Raw genomic sequence first — 22,844 nt, forward strand, 5'->3', positions numbered from 1 at the left:
GTCGTCGTTCGCCACCGTAGCTCCTCGTTGCGTGCCGGGATCAGGTGTCCCGACGGTCGTCCGCTGTGTCGTTGTGTGTGGGCTGTCCTGCTCGCCCTGCCCCAAGTCCATCACGAACACGGCGCAGAGTCGACCAGCAGGACACCCTGGGAATGAGAAATGGCCACCGACCCTCCCGAGAGCTTTCGCTCTCGATGGAGGGCCGATGGCCACATCTGTTGTGAAAAGGAGTCCGGCGGCGTCCTACTCTCCCACAAGGTCCCCCTTGCAGTACCATCGGCGCTGAGAGGCTTAGCTTCCGGGTTCGGAATGTGACCGGGCGTTTCCCTCTCGCTATGACCACCGGAACACGTTCGACACTTCTACCAGGGAAGGTTCGAAACAGTTCCGCGCATGCGCGGTGTTCAGTTTCAGTTGTTCCCGATCGTCTGTCGGGAACCACAAAGTGGACGCGAGCCCCACACCGAAGTGTGGGAAAAAAGTGTGTGTCAAGTCTTCGGCTTATTAGTACCGGTCAGCTCCACGGGTCGTTAGTCCCCGCTTCCACATCCGGCCTATCAACCCAGTAGTCTGCTGGGAGCCTCTCACACTCAAGGTGCATGGAAATCTCATCTCGAAGACGGCTTCCCGCTTAGATGCTTTCAGCGGTTATCCGGTCCGAACGTAGCTAATCAGCGGTGCCCTTGGCAGAACAACTGACACACCAGAGGTTCGTCCATCCCGGTCCTCTCGTACTAGGGATAGATCTTCTCAAATTTCCAACGCGCGCAGCGGATAGGGACCGAACTGTCTCACGACGTTCTAAACCCAGCTCGCGTACCGCTTTAATGGGCGAACAGCCCAACCCTTGGGACCTACTCCAGCCCCAGGATGCGACGAGCCGACATCGAGGTGCCAAACCATGCCGTCGATATGGACTCTTGGGCAAGATCAGCCTGTTATCCCCGAGGTACCTTTTATCCGTTGAGCGACAGCGCTTCCACAAGCCACTGCCGGATCACTAGTCCCGACTTTCGTCCCTGCTCGACCTGTCAGTCTCACAGTCAAGCTCCCTTGTGCACTTACACTCGCCACCTGATTGCCAACCAGGTTGAGGGAACCTTTGGGCGCCTCCGTTACTCTTTGGGAGGCAACCGCCCCAGTTAAACTACCCATCAGGCACTGTCCATGAACCCGATCAGGGTCCTACGTTAGACATCCAAAGTGACCAGAGTGGTATTTCAACAATGACTCCACGAACACTAGCGTGCCCGCTTCACAGTCTCCCACCTATCCTACACAAGCCACTCCGAACACCAATACCAAACTGTAGTAAAGGTCACGGGGTCTTTCCGTCCTGCTGCGCGTAACGAGCATCTTTACTCGTAGTGCAATTTCGCCGAGTTCGCGGTTGAGACAGCTGGGAAGTCGTTACGCCATTCGTGCAGGTCGGAACTTACCCGACAAGGAATTTCGCTACCTTAGGATGGTTATAGTTACCACCGCCGTTTACTGGGGCTTAAATTCAGAGCTTCGCCGTGAGGCTGACCCTTCCTCTTAACCTTCCAGCACCGGGCAGGCGTCAGTCCGTATACATCGTCTTGCGACTTCGCACGGACCTGTGTTTTTAGTAAACAGTCGCTTCCCACTGGTCTCTGCGGCCTTCAACGCTCACGGAGTGAATCCGGTCACGTGTCCGGCCCCCCTTCTCCCGAAGTTACGGGGGCATTTTGCCGAGTTCCTTAACCACGATTATCTCGATCTCCTTGGTATTCTCTACCTGACCACCTGAGTCGGTTTCGGGTACGGGCGGCTGCAACCTCGCGTCGATGCTTTTCTCGGCAGCATAGGATCACTGATTTCCCCTTACGGGTACGCGTCGGGTCTCAGGCATACAGACGACGGATTTGCCTATCGTCAGCCCTACATCCTTACACCAGGTTCACCTTACGGATACCATCGCCTGGCTCAGCTACCTTCCTGCGTCACACCTGTTCATACGCTAACCGCACCAGCATGGGGTCGAGCGTTAGACCGGCGACCATCACCCCGAAGGGATCCGGTACGTCCGGGTTAGGACTCTTAGCACCACTGGATTAGCTTGGGCGGTTGTTCGCCGGTACGGGAATATCAACCCGTTGTCCATCGACTACGCCTGTCGGCCTCGCCTTAGGTCCCGACTTACCCAGGGCGGATTAACCTGGCCCTGGAACCCTTGGTCTTTCGGAGGACGGGTTTCTCACCCGTCTTTCGCTACTCATGCCTGCATTCTCACTCGTGTGGCGTCCACGGCTGGATCACTCCGCCGCTTCACTCGCCACACGACGCTCTCCTACCACTCCGCACGACTGAACCACGAAGGCTTGTCTAGTGTGCGAAATCTACAACTTCGGCGGTGTGCTTGAGCCCCGTTACATTGTCGGCGCGGAATCACTTGACCAGTGAGCTATTACGCACTCTTTCAAGGGTGGCTGCTTCTAAGCCAACCTCCTGGTTGTCTGTGCAACTCCACATCCTTTCCCACTTAGCACACGCTTAGGGGCCTTAGTTGGTAGTCTGGGTTGTTTCCCTCTCGACGATGAAGCTTATCCCCCACCGTCTCACTGCTGCGCTCTCACTCACCGGCATTCGGAGTTTGGCTGACGTCAGTAACCTGTTGAGGCCCATCGGCCATCCAGTAGCTCTACCTCCGGCGAGAAACACGCAACGCTGCACCTAAATGCATTTCGGAGAGAACCAGCTATCACGAAGTTTGATTGGCCTTTCACCCCTATCCACAGCTCATCCCCTCCATTTTCAACTGAAGTGGGTTCGGTCCTCCACGACGTCTTACCGTCGCTTCAACCTGGCCATGGATAGATCACTTCGCTTCGGGTCTAGGACATGCGACTGAAATCGCCCTATTCAGACTCGCTTTCGCTACGGCTACCCCACACGGGTTAACCTCGCCACATATCGCTAACTCGCAGGCTCATTCTTCAAAAGGCACGCCGTCACCCCTACAAGGAGGCTCCGACGGTTTGTAAGCAAACGGTTTCAGGTACTATTTCACTCCCCTCCCGGGGTACTTTTCACCTTTCCCTCACGGTACTTGTCCGCTATCGGTCATCTGGGAGTATTTAGGCTTATCAGGTGGTCCTGACAGATTCACACGGGATTTCTCGGGCCCCGTGCTACTTGGGATACACATCCGGCCATAACACCATTTCGTCTACGGGGCTGGCACCCACTACGGCCCGGCTTTCAAACCGGTTCGACTATGATGCGCTGTAACCGCCCCAGTCCGGCAGAACTGAGCGACGTGTCCCACAACCCCGACCATGCAACGCCCGCCGGCTATCACACATGATCGGTTTAGCCTCATCCGTTTTCGCTCGCCACTACTCACGGAATCACATGTTGTTTTCTCTTCCTGTGGGTACTGAGATGTTTCACTTCCCCACGTTCCCTCTACCCGCCCTATATATTCAGGCGGGAGTCACCAGGTCGACAAGTCGCCTGGCGGGGTTTCCCCATTCGGAAATCCTCGGATCGAAGCTCGATTATCAGCTCCCCGAGGCTTATCGCAGATTTCTACGTCCTTCTTCGGCTCCAGATGCCAAGGCATCCACCGTTTGCTCTTAGAAACTTGACCACAAAGATTAAAATTGCGATCCAACGCCACACCAACACCACGCCGATCACCACAAAGGCAACCAACCGGTCTCGGATGACGCGAATCTAAAGATGCTCGCGTCCACTGTGTAGTTCTCAACATACGATCGGCACCACACTCCCCCAGACCAACCGGTCTGACATCATGCGGCCCACCGAAGGACCTTCCGGCCCAACCCCCAACCACCGAACCACCCGAAAGTGACCCACCGTGGCCAGGAAGCCTGGTCCCTCAGGACCCAACAACGTGCACCAGCCGACCCGCTCCCACCCGACCCGTTCCAACCCCGCAAGCGGGACGTACTGAGACCGGAAGACGCGCTCCCGACTGCACTGTCAATGTTCCACCCATGAGCTACCCGTCGGACACGTTCGGTCCGAACCGGGCGCCTGGACCAGCAACCAACCCACCACACGGTGAGCAGCGCTGACCAGATGCTCCTTAGAAAGGAGGTGATCCAGCCGCACCTTCCGGTACGGCTACCTTGTTACGACTTAGTCCTAATCACCGATCCCACCTTCGACGGCTCCTTCCACAAGGGTTAGGCCACCGGCTTCGGGTGTTACCGACTTTCATGACTTGACGGGCGGTGTGTACAAGGCCCGGGAACGTATTCACCGCAGCGTTGCTGATCTGCGATTACTAGCGACTCCGACTTCATGAGGTCGAGTTGCAGACCTCAATCCGAACTGAGACCGGCTTTTTGGGATTCGCTCCACCTTACGGTATCGCAGCCCTTTGTACCGGCCATTGTAGCATGCGTGAAGCCCAAGACATAAGGGGCATGATGATTTGACGTCATCCCCACCTTCCTCCGAGTTGACCCCGGCAGTCTCCTATGAGTCCCCGGCATAACCCGCTGGCAACATAGAACGAGGGTTGCGCTCGTTGCGGGACTTAACCCAACATCTCACGACACGAGCTGACGACAACCATGCACCACCTGTACACCGACCACAAGGGGGCGACCATCTCTGGCCGTTTCCGGTGTATGTCAAGCCTTGGTAAGGTTCTTCGCGTTGCATCGAATTAATCCGCATGCTCCGCCGCTTGTGCGGGCCCCCGTCAATTCCTTTGAGTTTTAGCCTTGCGGCCGTACTCCCCAGGCGGGGCGCTTAATGCGTTAGCTACGACACAGAAACCGTGGAAAGGTCCCTACATCTAGCGCCCAACGTTTACGGCATGGACTACCAGGGTATCTAATCCTGTTCGCTCCCCATGCTTTCGCTCCTCAGCGTCAGTTACGGCCCAGAGATCTGCCTTCGCCATCGGTGTTCCTCCTGATATCTGCGCATTCCACCGCTACACCAGGAATTCCAATCTCCCCTACCGCACTCTAGTCTGCCCGTACCCACTGCAAGCCCGAGGTTGAGCCTCGGGATTTCACAGCAGACGCGACAAACCGCCTACGAGCTCTTTACGCCCAATAATTCCGGACAACGCTTGCACCCTACGTATTACCGCGGCTGCTGGCACGTAGTTAGCCGGTGCTTTTTCTGCAGGTACCGTCACTTTCGCTTCTTCCCTACTAAAAGAGGTTTACAACCCGAAGGCCGTCATCCCTCACGCGGCGTTGCTGCATCAGGCTTTCGCCCATTGTGCAATATTCCCCACTGCTGCCTCCCGTAGGAGTCTGGGCCGTGTCTCAGTCCCAGTGTGGCCGGTCACCCTCTCAGGCCGGCTACCCGTCGTCGCCTTGGTGAGCCATTACCTCACCAACAAGCTGATAGGCCGCGAGTCCATCCCCAACCAAAAAATCTTTCCACCACCAGGCCATGCGACCAGTAGTCATATCCAGTATTAGACGTCGTTTCCAACGCTTATCCCAGAGTCAGGGGCAGGTTACTCACGTGTTACTCACCCGTTCGCCACTAATCCGCCCAGCAAGCTGGGCATCATCGTTCGACTTGCATGTGTTAAGCACGCCGCCAGCGTTCGTCCTGAGCCAGGATCAAACTCTCCGTAAAAAATTACAACCAACACCGAAGTGTCAGCGAGTTGATCTTGACTGTTGACTGTCTACTGACAATCTTCAATCCAAAAGGAATTGCTCCACACCCGATCAGCCGAAACCGACCAGGCACGGGGTCAATAAAATTGGCATTGACAATGTGCACGCTGTTGAGTTCTCAAGGACCAGACGCACTCCCCACTCCACACCACCAGGATGCTTCGCCAGAGAGGCTGTCGTTCTCGAACCCACCGATGTCGTCGAACCCGCCAACACGACCCGTGCTGTCAGATCCAGTGGCTCATCCCGTAGGAGAGAACCGGTGGAGTAGTCATCCTAAGCGTCGAAGCGACCCAGCACAAGGCCAGATCTGAACTCCAGTGGAGGATGGTCCCGCTTGAGGGCCGACGTGCTCTGGGCTTTCGCTCCAGCCGCTCCGCCGCACCTTTGGGGTGACGAGGGATTACTTTACGCAGCCCCCACACCCACCACCAACCCACCCCCCATCCCGGGCGTGTCGCACACTGCAACAGGGGCTGCGAACACCGCGGACGACGGAGACGCCCGGCTCTTCGAGGGAACCGGGCGTCTCCGGGGTAACGCGAGGGGTCAGGCGACGGTCACGCCGGCGAGGGTCTTCTTCCCGCGCCGGAGCACGACGACTCCTGCCGGCAACACCACGGAAGACAGGGTCGCGGCGGGGTCGTCGACCCGCTCGTTGTTGACGTACACGCCGCCCTGGGTGATCGCACGCCGGGCCTCACCGAGGGACTTGACCAGCTCGGTCTCCACCAGTGCTCGGGCGAGGTCGGCATCACCGGCCAGGGTGACCGAGCCGGGGACCTCCGCGATCGCCGACCGCAGGGTCTCCGGATCGAGCGCGGCGAGGTCGCCGTTCCCGAACAGCGCCGCCGACGCGTCGATCGCGGCCTGGGTCGCTGCCTCCCCGTGGACCAAGGCGGTGACCTCGAAGGCCAGGGTGCGCTGGGCCTCCCGGCGGAACGGCTCGTCGGCGACGGCACGCTCGAGGCGCTCCACCTCGGCGCGCGACAGGAAGGTGAACTCCCGCAGGCGCGCGACCACGTCGGCGTCCGCCGTGTTGAGCCAGAACTGGTAGAAGGCGTACGGCGAGGTCATCGTGCCGTCGAGCCAGATCGCGTTGCCCTCGCTCTTGCCGAACTTCGTGCCGTCCGAGTTCGTGATGAGCGGTGTCCCCAGCGCGTGCGCGGACACGCCCTCGGTCCGACGGATGAGTTCCGTGCCCGAGGTGAGGTTGCCCCACTGGTCGGAGCCGCCGGTCTGCAGGGTGCACCCGTACTGGCGGTAGAGCTCACGGAAGTCCAGGCCCTGCAGGATCTGGTAGCTGAACTCGGTGTAGCTGATGCCGGCGTCCGAGTTCAGCCGGGCGGCGACCGCGTCCTTCTTGAGCATCGAGTTGACGCGGAAGTACTTGCCGATGTCGCGCAGGAAGTCGATCGCGGACAGCGGCGCGGTCCAGTCCAGGTTGTTCACCAGCCGGACGCCGTTGTCACCGTCGGCGCTGAGGAACCGGGAGACCTGGCTCTGCAGCCGTCCGACCCATTCCTCGACGGTCTCGCGGGTGTTCAGCGTGCGCTCGGCGGTCGGCCGCGGGTCCCCGATGAGCCCGGTCGATCCGCCGACGAGCGCGAGCGGCTTGTGCCCGGCCAGCTGCAGGCGACGCATGGTCAACAGCTGGAGCAGGTTCCCGCAGTGCAGCGACGGCGCGGTCGGGTCGAACCCGCAGTAGTAGGTGACCGGGCCGGCATCGAGGGCCTCTTGCAGTGCGGTCTCGTCGGTGGAGACGTGCACCAGACCACGCCAGCGCAGTTCGTCCCACACCGAGGCGAATGCGGGGTCGTTCTGCTGGCGCGTCAGGACGTCGGGAGCGGTATCACTGGGCACCTCGTCATCGTACCGGCGCGCTCGGCGCCACCTCAGCCGATCGCGCCCTTGTGCCGGCGGTACGCCGACACGGTCGGGTCCCCCGGCAGCCAGAACCGCCACGGGAACGTCGCTCCCCCGGCGACCCCGCCCACGCCGGTCCGCGGACCGCGGGCGACCATGCCGCCGGACAAGAGGTCGTCGACGACCTGCGCCACCGGGACGGAGGCGAGCCGGGCCTCCAGGGCGGGAGCCAAGCGGAGCGTGTACGGGCCGGAACCGTCGAGGACCGAGGTGCCGTCGTCCACGCCGAGGACCGCGCCGAGCGCGACGCCGAGGTTCCCCGGTCCACGTGCCAGCGCGACGTCGGCCACGGTGGGCCCGCGACGCTCGCGGGCGACCTCGGCGCCGACCACCACGGCCGCCCCGCGGAGCAGGGAACCGGACGACAGGCCAGCCGGACCGCTCACGACGTTCACACACGTGTGGATGCCGTACGACCGGTAGGCGTACAGCGTCCCCGGCGGACCGAAGAGGTGCCGGTTGCGCTGCGTCATGCCACGGTGGCCGTGCGAACCCGGGTCGACCTCGCCGGAGTAGGCCTCGACCTCGGTGATCCGCAGCGTCACGCCCTTGCCCGTGATCGTCGCGCCGAGGAGTGCGGGCGCGCACACCGGCGCTGGCTCGCGCAGGAGCGCGAGCAGCGCGTCCGACGGCGCCCCCTCAGCCGACACGGTTCACCGGGTGAAGGGGGTCCCGGCCGCGATCTCCCGGACGGACCGGGTCAGGGCGGCGAGCTGCTCGGCGACGCGCTCGGGTGCCGTGCCACCGACCCCGCGACGGGACGCGACGCTGCCCTCGATCGTCAGGACCCCGCGGACCTCCGGGGTCAGGTGCTCGGAGACCGCGGCGTACTCCGCATCGGTCGGGTCGTCGAGGTCGATGCCGCGTCCCTCGCAGTACCGGACGAGCGCGCCGGACACCTCGTGCGCATCGCGGAACGGCACGCCCTGCCGGACCAGCCACTCGGCGACGTCCGTCGCCAGGGAGAACCCCTGCGGTGCGAGCTCCGCCATCCGGGCGGTGTCGAAGGACAGGGTCGCGATCATGCCGGTGAAGGCGGGGAGCAGGACCTCGAGCGTCGCGACCGAGTCGAAGACGGGCTCCTTGTCCTCCTGCAGGTCGCGGTTGTACGCCAGCGGCAGGCCCTTGAGGGTGGCGAGGAGCCCGGTCAGGTTGCCGATCAGCCGGCCCGACTTGCCGCGCGCGAGCTCGGCGATGTCGGGGTTCTTCTTCTGCGGCATGATGCTCGACCCGGTCGAGAACCCGTCGTGGAGCCGGACGAAGCCGAACTCCTTCGTGTTCCAGAGGATGACCTCCTCCGCCAGGCGGGAGACGTCGATGCCGATCTGGGCGAGGACGAAGGCGAATTCGGCGACGACGTCACGCGCGGCCGTCGCGTCGATCGAGTTGTCGGCAGGACGGTCGAAGCCGAGCTCGTGGGCGATCGCGGTCGGGTCGAGCCCGAGGGAACTGCCCGCCAACGCACCCGCGCCGTAGGGGCTGACGCTCGCACGGCCCGCCCAGTCACGGAGGCGCTCGAGGTCCCGCACGAGCGGCCAGGCGTGGGCGAGCAGGTGGTGCGCGAGGAGGACGGGCTGTGCGTGCTGCAGGTGCGTCCGGCCGGGCATGATGGCGCCCTCGTGCTCGGACGCCTGCTGGCTGATCGCGTCGACGAGGTCGATCACCATCCGGCCGATCCGCCGGCCGTGGTCGAGCATGTGCATGCGGCCGAGCGTCGCGATCTGGTCGTTGCGGCTCCGGCCGGCGCGGAGCTTCCCGCCCAGTTCCGGCCCGAGGTCCGCGATGAGCAGCCGCTCGAGCGCGCCGTGCACGTCCTCGTCGGACTCGTCCGGCTGCAGGGAGCCGTCGGCGTGCGCGTCCTCGAGGCGGTCGAGGCCGGCGAGCATCCGGTCGAGTTCGTCGGCCGTGAGGTACCCCGCCACCTGGAGCGCCCGGGCGTGCGCACGTGAGCCGGCGATGTCGTACGGGGCCAGCTGCCAGTCGAAGTGCGTCGACTTCGACAGGGCGGCGAGTTCCGCGCTCGGACCGTCCGCGAACCGGCCACCCCACAGGGCGCCCGTGTTCGTCGCGTCGGTCTTGCTGCTGGCTTCTTCCGGCCGGGAGGCTCGGGGGGCGTCCGTCATGAGGGTCCTGCGTCGTCTCGGGTCGGGTCGGTCGGGGGTCGGGGGTCGGGGGATCCGGGTTTCCGGGCTACGCGCGCCTGCCGGACCGGCGGCGACGGGACGGGCGCGTGCCGCGCCTCCCGTCCGGCGAGGACGGCGGGACCGACCGGTCCCGCCGTCCTCGGTCGCTCAGTTCGCCAGGTCGCGGCGAGCGGAGATCTTGCTCGGCAACGACCACAGTTCGATGAAACCCTTCGAGAGCGACTGGTCGAACGTGTCGCCGGTGTCGTACGTGGCGAGGTCGAAGTCGTAGAGGCTCTGCTCCGACCGACGACCGGTCACCGTGGCTCGACCGCCGTGCAGCTGCATGCGGATGTCGCCCGACACGTACTCCTGCGTGGAGTCGATGAAGGCGTCGAGGCTGCGCTTCAGGCCACCGAACCAGAGACCGTCGTAGACCAGGTCGGCCCACTCGGACTCGACACCGCGCTTGTAGCGGTTCACGTCGCGCTCGAGCGTCAGGCTCTCGAGCTCCTCGTGCGCGGCGATGAGCGCCATCGCGGCCGGGGCCTCGTAGACCTCGCGCGACTTGATGCCGACCAGGCGGTCCTCGACCACGTCGATGCGGCCGACGCCGTGCTTGCCGGCGAGGGCGTTGAGCTCCTGCACGATGCGCAGGACGCTGAAGCGCTGGCCGTCGATCGCGACCGGGACGCCCTGCTCGAACGTGATCGTGACCTCGTCGGCCTCACGGTCGACGGCGGGGTCCTGCGTGTAGGCGTACAGGTCCTCGATCGGGGCGTTCCAGGGGTCCTCGAGGAACCCGGTCTCCACCGCGCGACCCCAGACGTTCTGGTCGATCGAGTACGGCGACTTCTTGCTCTGCAGGATCGGCAGGTCGTGCTCCTGCGCGTAGACGATCGCCTTGTCGCGGGTCAGCGCGAGGTCACGGACCGGGGCGACGCTCGTCAGGTCGGGGGCGATCGCGGCGACCGCGGCCTCGAAGCGGACCTGGTCGTTGCCCTTGCCGGTGCAGCCGTGCGCGACGCTGTCCGCTCCGAGCTGCTTCGCCGTGGTGGCGAGGTGCTTCGCGATGAGCGGCCGGCTCAGCGCGGAGACCAACGGGTAGCGCTTCTGGTAGAGCGCGTTGGCCTTGAGGGCCGGGACGAGGTAGTCGTCCGCGAACTCGTCCTTCGCGTCGATGACGACCGACTCCACCGCGCCGCAGTCGAGCGCGCGCTGGCGGATGGCGTCCATGTCCTCGCCGCCCTGGCCGACGTCGACGGCCAGTGCCACGACCTCCTTGCCGGTGGCGTCCTTGAGCCAACCGATCCCGACGGAGGTGTCGAGCCCTCCTGAGTACGCCAGTACGACGCGGTCTGCCATGTGATGTCTCCTAGGGGTGTTGGGGGAATCAGTTGTTCGCGGCGAGGAGCCAGGCGAGCAGGGCCTTCTGGGCGTGCAGGCGGTTCTCCGCCTCGTCCCAGATGATGCTGCGCGGTCCGTCGATGACCTCGGCGGTGACCTCGTAGCCGCGGTCGGCGGGCAGGCAGTGCATGAACACGGCGTCGTCCGCGGCGTGCGCGAGCAGCTCGTCGTCGACGCGGTACCCGGCGAAGGTCGCGAGCCGCTGCTGCTTCTCGTCCTCCTTGCCCATCGAGACCCAGGTGTCGGTCACGACGACGTCGGCACCGGCCACCGCGGCCACCGGGTCGGTCACGACGAGCACGGACCCGCCGGTCTCGGCAGCGCGGTGCTCCGCGTCGGTCACGACCTGCGGTGCGGGCGAGAACGCGACCGGCGATGCGACACGCACGTGCATCCCGGCCGTCGCGCAGGCCAGCAGGTACGACTGCGCCATGTTGCTCGCGCCGTCGCCGACGAACGCGATCGTCTGCCCGGCCAACGCGCCGCGGTGCTCGCGGATGGTCAGCAGGTCGGCGAGGAGTTGGCACGGGTGGAAGTCGTCGGACAGTGCGTTCACGACCGGCACCGTGGTGCTCGCCGCCATCTCCTCGAGCCCGGCCTGGCCGTAGGTGCGCCAGACGATCGCCGACACCATGCGCTCGAGCACGCGGGCGGTGTCGGTCGGGGTCTCCTTGCCACCGAGCTGGCTGTTCGCGGTCGAGATGATGAGCGGGCTGCCGCCGAGGTCGCTGATGCCGACGTGGAAGGACACCCGGGTGCGGGTGGACGACTTGTCGAAGATCACGGCGACGCTCTGCGGACCGGCGAGGGGCTTGGCGCCCCACCGGTCGCGCTTCATCTCGACGGCGAGGTCGAGGATCGCGGACTGCTCGGCCTGGGTCAGGTCGTCGTCCCGGAGGAAGTGGCGGGTCATGCGGAGGTCTCCTGGTCGGCGCCCTCGACGGCCGCCATGCTCTGGGCGAGGATCGCGAGGAACGCGTCGATCTCGTCGTCGGACACGATGAGCGGCGGCGCGATGCGCAGGCTTGACTCGTTCGGTGGGTTGATGATGAGGCCGCGCTCGAGCGCGGCGGCCGAGACCGCGGCGGCGACCGGGCGACGGAGGCCGACGCCGATGAGCAGGCCGCTCCCCCGGACCTCCTCCACCAGGTCGGAGCCGAGCGCGGTGATGCCGGCGCGGATGCGCTCGCCCTTGACGACCGCACCGGCCACGAGGTCGGCGCGCTCGATCTCCGCGAGCACCGCGTTCGCGACGCGGGTGCCGAGCGGGTTGCCGCCGAAGGTCGAGCCGTGCTGGCCCGCCGAGAACAGGTCGGATGCCCACCCGAAGGTCACGAGCGCCCCGATCGGGAAGCCGCCGGCGATGCCCTTGGCGACCGTGATCGCGTCCGGGACCACGCCCGTGTTCTGGAAGGCGAACCAGGCTCCGGTGCGGCCGATGCCCGTCTGGATCTCGTCGAGGATGAGCAGGGCGCCGTGCTGTTCGGTCAGGGTCCGGGCGGCCTGCAGGAAGCCCTCGGGCAGGTCGACCACGCCGGCCTCGCCCTTGATCGGCTCGAGGATGAGCGCGGCGACGGTGTCGTCGATCGAGCGCTCGAGTGCCTCGATGGAGGTCTCGATGTGCTCGACGCCCGGGATCATCGGCAGGAAGTCCTGCTGGAGGGCGGGCTTGCCGGTGAGGGCGAGCGCGCCCATGGTCCGCCCGTGGAACGCCTGCTGCAGCGCGATGATGCGCGTCTTGCGACCGTCCTCGCCACGGTTCAGCCGGGCCAACTTGAAGGCCGCCTCGTTCGCCTCCGCCCCGGAGTTGCCGAAGTACACGCGCCCCGCGTCACCCGCGCCGGAGATCCGCTTGAGGCGTTCCGCGAGCTCGAGCTGCGGCGGGGTGGCGAAGTAGTTCGACACGTGCACGAGCTTCGCGGCCTGGTCGCTGACCGCCTCGACGAGCGCCGGGTGGGCGTGGCCGAGCGAGTTCACGGCGATGCCGGCGAGGAAGTCGAGGTACTCGTTGCCGTCGACGTCCCACACCCGGCAGCCCTCACCGCGCTCGAGCATGATCTTCGGCGGGGTCAGGGATCGCATGAGCGACGCCCCGAACCGGTCGTTCCAGGTCTCGGTCTGCGTCTCCGTGCTCACCGTGCTGTGCCCTTCTCGTCGTCGTGCTGGATCGTCTGGTCGTCGCCGCGTCGAGCGACGTGCTGACCACCCGGGGCGTCGTCGTGACCGCTGCCCGGGGCGTGGACCGCCGCGCGTCGGCCGATCTCGGCGTGGGTGTTCTGGTTCTCGGTCCGACGGCTCGGGTCCGGGATGACCTCGGTGCCCGCGCCGCGGAGCGTGAAGACCTCGAGCAGGATCGAGTGCGGGATGCGGCCGTCGATGATGGTCGCGCCACCGACCCCGCCGACCACGGCGTCGAGGCACGCGGTCATCTTCGGGATCATGCCGGACTCGAGCGACGGCAGCAGCTGGCGGAGTTCCTCGACCGCGATCAGGTCGATGATCGAGTCGCGGTCCGGCCAGTTGCGGTACAGCCCGGGCACGTCGGTCAGCATCATCAGCTTCGACGCGTTCAGCGCGATCGCGAGTGCGGCCGCGGCGGCGTCGGCGTTCACGTTGAGCGCCTGGTCCGGGTGGGCGTCGTCGATCGCGATGCTCGACACCACGGGGATCCGGTCGGCGCGGATCGCCGCGAGGACCCCGGACGGGTCGACGTGCGTGATGTCGCCGACGTGGCCGAGGTCGAAGTGCTCGCCGTCCACGACGACGCCCTTCTTCTCGCCCGTGAACAACGACCCGCCGTCACCGAACACCCCGACGCCGAGTCCGTCGCCGTGCTCGTCGATGAGGTCCACGATCTCGCGGTTCACCTCGCCGGCCAGGACGTCGCGGACGACGGTGATCGCCTCGGTCGTGGTGACGCGGTAACCGCCGCGGAACTCGGACTGGATGCCCTGCTCCTTCAGCGCCGCCGAGATCTGCGGACCGCCGCCGTGCACGACGACCGGGTGCAGGCCGGCGTACCGGAGGTAGACCATGTCCTCGGCGAACGCCCGCTTGAGGTCGTCGTTCACCATCGCGTTGCCGCCGAACTTGACGACGACGATCTTGCCCGAGAACCGCTTCAACCACGGCAGGGACTCGATGAGCGTCGCGGCCTTGACGGTCGCGAGCTCGTGCTCTTCTTCCTTCGAGAGGTCCGCGTCGCTCATCAGCTGGAGTACGCGCTGTTCTCGTGGACGTAGTCGTGCGTCAGGTCGTTCGTCAGGATGGTCGCCGAGGACGATCCCACCCCGAGGTCGATGAGCACGTGGGTGTCCCGCGGGGTGAGGTCGACGGCGTCGCTCGGCTGATCGGGAGCTCCGGCGTGGCAGACCCGGACGCCGTTCATCGAGACGTCGACCGCGTACGGGTCGAACTCGGCGTCGGTCGTCCCGATCGCCGCGAGGACGCGGCCCCAGTTCGGGTCGTTGCCGAACACGGCTGCCTTGAACAGGTTGTTGCGGGCGACGCTCCGGCCGACCGTGACGGCGTCGTCCTCGCTCACCGCTCCGACGACCTCGATCGTGATGTCGTGCGCGGCGCCTTCGGCGTCCTGCTGGAGCTGACGCGCCAGGTCCGCGCAGACCGCGGTCAGGGCCTGCTGGAACTCGTCGGTCCCCGGCGTCGTGCCCGACGCTCCGGAGGACATCAGCACGACGGTGTCGTTCGTCGACATGCAGCCGTCGGAGTCGACCCGGTCGAAGGTCACCCGCGTGGCCGCACGCAACGCCCGGTCGAGGTCGTCGGACGGCAGAGCGGCGTCCGTGGTGATGACGACGAGCATCGTCGCGAGGCCCGGTGCGAGCATGCCCGCGCCCTTCGCCATGCCGCCGACGGTCCAGCCGCCTGCCGTCACCACGGACTGCTTCGGCTTGGTGTCGGTCGTCATGATCGCGGTCGCGGCGTCCGCGCCCCCGTCGTCGGTGAGGGCGTCGGCCGCGAGCGAGACCCCGCGCAGGACGTTGTCGCGGAACGTCTGGTCGCCGACGCCGATGAGCCCGGTGGAGCAGACGACGACGTCACCGGCACCCACACCCAGGGCGCCACCGACGGCTTCCGCGGTGAGGTGCGTCGTCTGGAAGCCGAAGGGACCCGTGAAGCAGTTCGCGCCTCCCGAGTTGAGCACGACGGCGCGGGCGACACCGTCACCGACCACCTGCCGGGACCAGATGACCGGGTGCGCCTGGGCGCGGTTCGTGGTGAAGACGGCGGCCACCGCGTCGGACGGACCGTCGTTGACGACGAGCGCGACGTCCGGCCTGCCGCTCGCCTTGAGACCGGCGGTGACACCGGCCGCGCGGAACCCGGCGGCGGCGGTCACGCCCCGCAGCGCGAGAGCCGGGAGGCCCGTGGTCGGCTCGGACTGGTTGCTGGTGTCGGTCACGGGGCGACTCCGTCCACGCTGAGGCCGAGGGTCTCGGGGAACCCGAGCGCGATGTTCGCGGACTGGACGGCGGCACCGCCGGTCCCCTTGGCGAGGTTGTCGAGCGCGGTCACCGCGACCACGCGGCCGGCGGCCTCGTCGACCGCGATGCCGACGAGCGCGGTGTTGGCCCCGATCGTGTCGGCCACACGGGGGAAGACGCCCTCGGGCAGGAGGTGCACGAAGGGCTCGTCGGCGTAGGCCTGCTCCCACGCGAGGCGCACGTCGTGCGCGGTGACCCCCGGAGCGAGGCGAGCCGTCGTGGTGGCGAGGATGCCACGGGCCATCGGCACCAGGACGGGCGTGAACGAGACGCGGACGTCGGAAGCACCGGCCACGCGCAGGTTCTGCTGGATCTCCGGGACGTGCCGGTGCTTCCCGCCGACCGCGTAGGCACTGGCGGAGCCCATGATCTCGGCCGCGAGGTACGTGGGCTCGAGCTTCTTGCCGGCACCACTCGGGCCGACGCTGAGGACCGCGACGACGTCGTCCGACTCGACGAGACCGGCCTGCACGCCGGGCTGGATGCCGAGGGTGATCGCCGTGACGTTGCACCCGGGCACGGCGATCCGCTTCGTGGCGGCGAGCTCGGTGCGCTGCCGTCCCTGCGGCACGATGTCGTCGACGTCCCGCCACTCGTCGGCAGCACCCGGAGCCGGCGGGGCGTGCAGGAGTTCCGGGAGACCGTAGGTCCACGCCCCGTGGTACTCGCCACCGTAGAAGGCGGCCCACGCGTTCTCGTCCGTCAGGCGGTGGTCTGCACCACAGTCCACGACGAGGGTGTCCGCGTCGAGCTCGGCCGTGATCGCGCCCGACTGGCCGTGCGGCAGGGCGAGGAACACCACGTCGTGCCCACGGAGGTTCTCCGGGGTCGTCTCCACGAGGGTCAGGTGCGCGAGCGACCGCAGGTGCGGCTGCGTCGCGATCAGCGGCTGTCCGGCGTTCGAGAACGCCGTCACCGTCCTGACGTCGAACTCGGGATGAGCGGAGAGGATGCGCAGCAACTCGCCACCCGCGTAGCCGCTGGCTCCCGCCACGGCGACGGATACGGACATGGGTTCCACCTTTGGTCGGACTGTTCGTCGAGAGAGTCGGAGGCGGCGACCCCGGGCGGTGATCCGTCGTGGATCAGTCGCGCAGGGTCGCCCCGAATCGCTCGCCGGCACGTCGGACGGCGCCGTCACGGGCCTCGGAGGCCTCGGCAGCGGTCAGCGTGCGGTCCGTGGCACGGAAGCGCAGGGCGAACGTCAGGGACTTCTGTCCCTCGTCCACGCCGGCACCCCGGTAGTCATCCACGAGCCGAGCATACTCCAACAGCTCTCCGGCACCAGAGCGGACCGCGGCCAGTACGTCACCGGCGGGGACCGCCACGTCGACCACGAGGGAGAGGTCCTGCGTCGCCGCGGGGTAGGAGACGATCGCCGCCACGTCCACGACATCGGGGGCCGCGCCGACGAGGGCGTCGAGGTCGAGCTCGACGACCGCCACCACCCGCGGGAGGTCGGCGTCGGCCGCGCGCTCCGGCAGCAGTTCGCCCGCGACACCGACGACGGTCCCGCCGACGAGCAGCGCGGCAGCACGACCGGGGTGCAGCGACGGGTGGCTGGTCTGCGCGACCGACAGCTCGACGCCGACCGCCCAGGCGACGGTCCGCGCGACGTCGAGGGCGTCCGCGATGCCGAACGGCTCCGGCGCGGTGCCCGGCTGCTTGACGACGGCGTTGCCGAGGAGCAGGGCGCTCACGTGGAACGGCTGCGGCGGCAGGGCGGCGTCGAGGGCCGCGAGGGTCTCGACGGACGGCCGTTGCGCTCCCACGGGTACGTCGGTCGTCCCGAGCTGGACGCCCTCCTCGGGCAGGAACACGCGGGACGTCTCGTACACGGCGACGTCGACGAGTCCGCGAGACACGTTGCGCCGTGCGACGTCGACGAGGGCCGGCACGCCGCTGCGACGCAGGTGGTCCTGCGCGCTGTCGAGCGCGTTCGCGAGCACGACGCTCGGACCGCCGGCCGGGTCGATGCCGGGGTAGGCGGCAGCGGTCGTCGCGGAGACGAAGGGCGCGGTGACGACCTCGGTCAGCCCGGCGGCGGCCAGCGCGGCGGACACCCGCCGGCGCGCCTGCTGGTGCCGGGTGAGGCCACGGCCGGGCGGTGCGACGGGCAGGACGCTCGGGATGCGGTCGTAGCCGACGACACGGGCGATCTCCTCGACCAGCGAGACGTCGTCGCCCAGGTCGGGGCGCCACGTCGGCGGGGTGACGGCGAGCACGTCGCCGTCGAGGTCCACCGTGGCACCGATCGCCCGGAGGGTGTCGAGCACCTCGGCGTCGGTGTACTCGACACCGATGAGCTCGGCGGCCCGGGCGAGACGCATCGTCACGGTCGCACGCGGCGTCTCGTCGACCAGGGTCGATCCGAGCGCGTCCGGCGTCCCACCGGCGAGGTCGACGAGGAGTTCGACCGCGCGGTTCGCCGCGGCCTCGGCGACGAGCGGGTCGACGCCACGCTCGAAGCGCCGCGAGGCCTCGCTCGGGAGCTTGTGGCGGCGCGCGGTGCGCGCGATCGAGACCTGGTCGAAGCCGGCGGCCTCGATGAGGACGTCGGCGGTCCCCGCGGTGATCTCGGTGCGGGCACCGCCCATCACGCCCGCCAGCCCGACGGCGCCCGCGTCGTCCGCGATGACGAGGTCCTCGGTGTCGAGCGCCCGCTCGACGTCGTCGAGGGTGGTCAGGCGCTCGCCGGCCGTGGCGCGACGGACCGTCAGCCCGCCCTGCACCGTCGCGAGGTCGTACCCGTGCAACGGCTGGCCCAGTTCGAACATGACGTAGTTCGTGATGTCCACGGGCAGTGAGATGGAGCGCACACCGGCCAGGCTCAGACGTGCGACCATCCAGGCCGGAGTCGGTCGGGACGCGTCGATCCCACGGACGACACGGGTGACGAAGGTGTGCGCGCCGACACGACCGCGGATCGGGGCGGCGTCGTCGATGGTCACCGGGAAGCCCTCGCCCGTGCGCGGCAGGACGCGATCGGCCGGGTCCGAGAAGGTCGCACCGGTGGCGTGCGCGTACTCGCGGGCGACACCGCGCATGCTCATCGCGTAACCGCGGTCGGGCGTCACGTTGATCTCGACCGCGGCGTCGTCGAGACCGAGCAGTGCGATGGCGTTCGCACCGACCTCGGGCTCCATCCCGAGGTCGGCGAAGCGCAGGATGCCGTCGTGCTCGTCGCCGAGCCCGAGTTCACGAGCGGAGGCGATCATGCCGTCCGACACGTGGCCGTAGGTCTTGCGCGCGGCGATCGGGAACGGACCGGGGAGCACGGCGCCGGGGAGCGTCACGACCACGAGGTCGCCGACGTCGAAGTTGTGGGCACCGCAGACGATGCCGCGGGGCTCGGGCTCGCCGACGTCCACCTGGCACCAGTTGATCGTCTTGCCGTTCTTCTGCGGCTCCGGCACGCGCTCGAGCACCCGACCGACCACGACGGGGCCGGTCAGGTCGAAGGTGTGCACGGCTTCCTCCTCGAAGCCGACCGACACCAGTGCGGCGTGGACGTGCTCGAGGGAGACGTCGTCGGGGAGGTCGACGGACTCGCCGAGCCAGCGGAGTGGGACGCGCATCAGACCACCGTTCCGAACTGCTGCGAGAAGCGGATGTCGCCCTCGAGGAAGTCACGCATGTCGTTCAGGCCGTTGCGGAACTGGAGCGTCCGCTCGATGCCCATGCCGAAGGCGAAGCCCTGGTACTCGTCCGGGTCGATGCCGGCCGCACGGAGGACGTTCGGGTTCACCATGCCGCAGCCACCCCATTCGACCCACCGCGCGCCGCCCTTGGCGTTCGGCTGCCAGACGTCCATCTCGGCGCTCGGCTCGGTGAACGGGAAGTAGTTGGGGCGCAGGCGGATCTGCGCTTCGGCGCCGAACACCTGGCGCGCGAAATGCTCGAGCGTGCCACGCAGGTGCGCCATGGTCAGGCCCTTGTCGATGGCGATGCCCTCGACCTGGGTGAAGACCGGCAGGTGCGTGGCGTCGAGTTCGTCGGCACGGTAGACCCGCCCCGGAGCGATCACGTAGAGCGGGAGCTCACGGGACAACAGGGAACGCACCTGCACCGGCGAGGTGTGCGTGCGCATGAGCAGGTGCCGGTCGAGCGGCTCGACGAAGACCGTGTCCGCCATCGCCCGTGCCGGGTGGTCCTGGTCGAAGTTCAGCGCGTCGAAGTTGAACCACTCGTGTTCGAGTTCGGGGCCTTCGGCGACCTCCCACCCCATCCCCACGAAGATGTCGGCGACGGTCTCGTTGAGGAGCGAGAGCGGGTGGCGCGAACCGGGCGTCCGTCGCGACGGCAGGGCCGTGACGTCCACGCGCTCCGACTCGAGCCGCGCGCGCTCTTCGGCCTCGGCCAGCACGGATTCCTGCGCCGCGACGGCCTGGTTCACCCGGCCACGGGCCTGACCGACGAGCTTGCCCGCGGCGGCCTTCTGCTCCGGCGGGACGCTGCGCATCGACGCGTTCATCCGGGCGAGCGTCGACTGCTCACCGGTGTGCTCGGCACGGGCCTGCTTCAGCTCCGCGACGGTGGTCGCGGCGTGGACGGCGGCCAGGGCCGCGTCCACGGCGTCGGCGACCGCCGATTCGCTGATCTCGAGAGGTTCTGACACGAGAGCCAAGCCTACCGGCCGATGGGATACCGCCGTCCTGCACCGATCGGACGGTCCCCACGCGTCGCGGACCCCGCGGAGCGACGTGTCGGCCGAGGCCGCGGGGAGGGACGTGTCGGCCGAGCCGCGAGGAGGGTCGTCGCGCCGTCAGTCCGTGGCCGTGGCGGGACCGGTCCGCTGGGCGAACGCGCTCTCGTACAGGCACACCGAGGCCGCCGTCGCCAGGTTCATCGACTCCGCGCGACCGTAGATCGGGACCTTCACCGCACGGTCGACGAGCGCCAGGTCCTCTGCCGTCAGCCCCCGCGCCTCGTTGCCGAACACCCACACGGTCGGTCCGTCGAGCATGCCGTCGGCCCGCACGTCCGGCAGGTCGTCGCCGGAGACGTCGGCCGCCAGGATCGTGTACCCGAGGCCGCGGGCACGTTCGATCGCGTCCGCCAGGGTCACGCCGACGGAGACCGGCACGTGGAAGAGCGAACCGGTGGTCGAACGGACGACCTTCGGGTTGTACGGGTCGACGCTGCGACCCGTGAGCACCACGGCGTCCGCACCCGCGGAGTCCGCCGCGCGGATGATGGTGCCGGCGTTGCCCGGGTCGCGGACCTCCTCGAGGATCGCGACCAGTCCGGGCAGGGCGTCCGACCCGTCGGCGTCGGCACGGGCGCCCGCGCGGGCGTCCGGGAAGACGTCCTTCACCGACGTCGGGAACTGTTGGCACACCGCGACGACACCCTGCGGGGTCACCGTGTCGGCCATCGCGTCGAGCACCTGTTCCGTCACGAACCAGGTGTCGACCGGCGCGTCGTCCAGACCGTGGCGCGCCGCCGCGGTCGGTGTCACGTACAGCTCGCGGAGCAACTCGGGGCGGTACTCGATCGCCTCGCGCACGGCCTGCGGCCCCTCGAGCAGGAACAGTCCGGTCTCGGCACGGACGTCCTTCTTGGCCAGGGCAGCGACGGCCTTGACGCGGCCGGCACGGGGGTTCTCGAGGAGATCGCTCACGTGCCCAGTCTAGGAACGACGCGACGGCGACCCCGCACCGGTGTGCGGTCGGCCGTGCCCGGGGACGACGGAACCCCCACTCCCGGAGGAGTGGGGGTTCCGGTGCACGGCGACGTGGCTCAGGCGGCCTTCGGCGCCGAGGTGTCGGCCGGCAGGGCCTTCTTGGCGGTCTCGACGAGCGCCGCGAACGTCTCGGCGTTGTTCACAGCGAGGTCCGCGAGGATGCGACGGTCGACCTCGACGCCGGCCAGGTTGAGACCCTGGATGAGGCGGTTGTAGGTCAGGCCGTTCGCACGCGAGGCAGCGTTGATGCGCTGGATCCAGAGGCGACGGAACTCGCCCTTCTTCGCGTGACGGTCGCGGTACGCGTAGACGAGGGAGTGGGTGACCTGCTCCTTCGCCTTGCGGTACAGGCGCGAACGCTGGCCGCGGTAGCCCTCGGCGCGCTCGAGGATGACGCGGCGCTTCTTGGCGGCGTTGACCGCTCTCTTCACTCTTGCCATTGATCTGTTCCTTTACGTTCCGGGACGGCTCAGTGGCCGAGGAGCTTCTTGACGGCCTTGACGTCGGCCTTGGCGAGGACCTGGTCCTCGTTGAGGCGGGCCTTGCGCTTGGCGGACTTGACCTCGAGGTTGTGGCGCATACCGGCCTGCTGCTTCATGATCTTGCCGCTGCCGGTGACCTTGAAGCGCTTCTTCGACCCGGAGTGGGTCTTCTGCTTGGGCATCGTGTGCCTTTCCGTGGGGTGGATGGGGGCCGCGCGAGCGCGGGATCGGTCTGGGGGACCTATTCGGCCGACGAGTCGGCCGGGGCTGCTGCGGCGGTCCCGGACGCGGTCTCGTCCGCCGGCTTGGTCTTCGCGGAGTGCTCGGAGGCCTTGCGCTCGGCCTTCTCGGCGGCGCGCTTGGCGTTCTGTTCGCCCTTGACGTCCGACTTGTTCTTGAGCGGCGCGATGATCATCGTCATGTTGCGGCCGTCCTGGGTCGGACGCGACTCGACGACGCCGAACTCGGCGATCTCCTCCGCGAACTTCTGGAGGAGTCGGACACCCTGCTCCGGGCGCGACTGCTCGCGACCGCGGAAGAGGATCATCGCCTTCACCTTGTCGCCACCGAGGAGGAACCCCTCGGCGCGCTTGCGCTTCGTCTCGTAGTCGTGCACGTCGATCTTCAGGCGGAAGCGGACCTCTTTCAGGTCGGTGTTGACCTGGTTGCGGCGGGCTTCCTTGGCCTTCTGAGCGGCTTCGTACTTGAACTTGCCGTAGTCCATGATCTTGGCGACGGGCGGCTTCGAGTTCGGCGCGACCTCGACCAGATCCAGCTCGGCTTCCTGCGCGAGGCGCAGTGCGACGGCGATGGGGACAACGCCGACCTGCTCGCCCTGGGGGCCGACGAGTCGGACCTCGGGGACGCGGATTCGGTCGTTGGTACGGGGATCGGTGATGCGGAGCTCCTTCAATCAGGTGGTGGCCGTCCGGGGCGTGTGCCCGGGACGACGGCACGAGAGAGGAGATCTGACGCACGGATCGAGACCCGCTCGGCAGCCGCCCGACGCCGACCCTTGCGGTCCGGCCGACCGGTGCGCACTTCGTGAGCGCCGGCGGAGCGGTGGTGAC

At 67.4% G+C, this 22,844-nt stretch carries 15 protein-coding genes and 3 rRNA genes; all 18 read right to left on the bottom strand.

All coding sequences use genetic code 11. The annotated features are described in order from the left end of the window. Positions 1–230: 230 nt before the first annotated feature. Positions 231–347, bottom strand: a 5S ribosomal RNA gene (rrf, locus tag DEJ18_RS13530). Positions 348–484: 137 nt separating this feature from the next. Beyond that, positions 485–3,613 (bottom strand): 23S ribosomal RNA (locus DEJ18_RS13535). 466 nt (positions 3,614–4,079) lie between these two features. After that, positions 4,080–5,601, bottom strand: a 16S ribosomal RNA gene (locus tag DEJ18_RS13540). Together the 16S, 23S and 5S rRNA genes form the textbook arrangement of a ribosomal RNA operon. Before the next feature lie 593 nt (positions 5,602–6,194). Then, complete coding sequence (gene tyrS / locus DEJ18_RS13545) at positions 6,195–7,508, bottom strand: tyrosine--tRNA ligase (RefSeq protein WP_181434291.1); 1,314 nt, start codon at positions 7,506–7,508, stop codon at positions 6,195–6,197. Between the two features lie 32 nt (positions 7,509–7,540). Next, complete coding sequence (locus DEJ18_RS13550) at positions 7,541–8,221, bottom strand: DNA-3-methyladenine glycosylase (protein WP_258377023.1); 681 nt, start codon at positions 8,219–8,221, stop codon at positions 7,541–7,543. Positions 8,222–8,224: 3 nt separating this feature from the next. Then, positions 8,225–9,694 carry an argininosuccinate lyase gene (gene argH / locus DEJ18_RS13555; RefSeq protein ID WP_181434290.1) on the bottom strand — a complete coding sequence of 490 codons (1,470 nt, stop codon included), beginning with the start codon at positions 9,692–9,694 and terminating at the stop codon, positions 8,225–8,227. Positions 9,695–9,862: 168 nt separating this feature from the next. Next, positions 9,863–11,059 (bottom strand): argininosuccinate synthase, encoded by a 1,197-nt coding sequence (locus DEJ18_RS13560; protein WP_111079800.1) that lies wholly within the window; start codon positions 11,057–11,059, stop codon positions 9,863–9,865. Between the two features lie 28 nt (positions 11,060–11,087). Then, on the bottom strand, positions 11,088–12,014 hold the full coding sequence (gene argF, locus DEJ18_RS13565; RefSeq protein WP_111079801.1) for an ornithine carbamoyltransferase: 927 nt from the start codon (positions 12,012–12,014) through the stop codon (positions 11,088–11,090). Continuing rightward, positions 12,011–13,237, bottom strand: a complete 1,227-nt coding sequence (locus tag DEJ18_RS13570) for an acetylornithine transaminase (protein ID WP_111211584.1) — start codon at positions 13,235–13,237, stop codon at positions 12,011–12,013. The genes argF and DEJ18_RS13570 overlap by 4 nt, the downstream gene beginning before the upstream one ends. Next, positions 13,234–14,310 carry an acetylglutamate kinase gene (gene argB / locus DEJ18_RS13575; RefSeq protein WP_258370979.1) on the bottom strand — a complete coding sequence of 359 codons (1,077 nt, stop codon included), beginning with the start codon at positions 14,308–14,310 and terminating at the stop codon, positions 13,234–13,236. Before argB ends, DEJ18_RS13570 begins: the two co-directional genes overlap by 4 nt. Next, entirely contained in the window at positions 14,310–15,461 is a 1,152-nt protein-coding gene (gene argJ, locus DEJ18_RS13580; protein ID WP_111080101.1) for a bifunctional glutamate N-acetyltransferase/amino-acid acetyltransferase ArgJ, read from the bottom strand. The genes argB and argJ overlap by 1 nt, the downstream gene beginning before the upstream one ends. 59 nt (positions 15,462–15,520) lie before the next feature. After that, the gene (locus DEJ18_RS13585) at positions 15,521–16,618 is read right to left on the bottom strand and encodes an N-acetyl-gamma-glutamyl-phosphate reductase (protein ID WP_111079803.1); all 1,098 of its coding nucleotides are present in this window, start codon (positions 16,616–16,618) and stop codon (positions 15,521–15,523) included. A gap of 73 nt (positions 16,619–16,691) precedes the next feature. Beyond that, a complete protein-coding gene (gene pheT, locus DEJ18_RS13590; protein WP_111211583.1) occupies positions 16,692–19,184 on the bottom strand; it encodes a phenylalanine--tRNA ligase subunit beta in 2,493 nt (830 codons plus the stop codon). Beyond that, on the bottom strand, positions 19,184–20,224 hold the full coding sequence (pheS, locus tag DEJ18_RS13595) for a phenylalanine--tRNA ligase subunit alpha (RefSeq protein WP_111211589.1): 1,041 nt from the start codon (positions 20,222–20,224) through the stop codon (positions 19,184–19,186). The genes pheT and pheS overlap by 1 nt, the downstream gene beginning before the upstream one ends. A 147-nt stretch (positions 20,225–20,371) precedes the next feature. Then, positions 20,372–21,229, bottom strand: a complete 858-nt coding sequence (locus DEJ18_RS13600) for a TrmH family RNA methyltransferase (RefSeq protein WP_111211582.1) — start codon at positions 21,227–21,229, stop codon at positions 20,372–20,374. Positions 21,230–21,348: 119 nt separating this feature from the next. Further along, positions 21,349–21,732 carry a 50S ribosomal protein L20 gene (rplT, locus tag DEJ18_RS13605; protein WP_110824044.1) on the bottom strand — a complete coding sequence of 128 codons (384 nt, stop codon included), beginning with the start codon at positions 21,730–21,732 and terminating at the stop codon, positions 21,349–21,351. A 29-nt stretch (positions 21,733–21,761) separates the two neighbouring features. Then, entirely contained in the window at positions 21,762–21,956 is a 195-nt protein-coding gene (gene rpmI, locus DEJ18_RS13610; RefSeq protein WP_110824045.1) for a 50S ribosomal protein L35, read from the bottom strand. A gap of 59 nt (positions 21,957–22,015) precedes the next feature. Then, complete coding sequence (gene infC, locus DEJ18_RS13615) at positions 22,016–22,687, bottom strand: translation initiation factor IF-3 (protein WP_111211581.1); 672 nt, start codon at positions 22,685–22,687, stop codon at positions 22,016–22,018. Positions 22,688–22,844: the final 157 nt, after the last annotated feature.

Origin of the sequence: Curtobacterium sp. MCSS17_015 (genome assembly GCF_003234265.2) — a bacterium.
Classification (GTDB): domain Bacteria; phylum Actinomycetota; class Actinomycetes; order Actinomycetales; family Microbacteriaceae; genus Curtobacterium.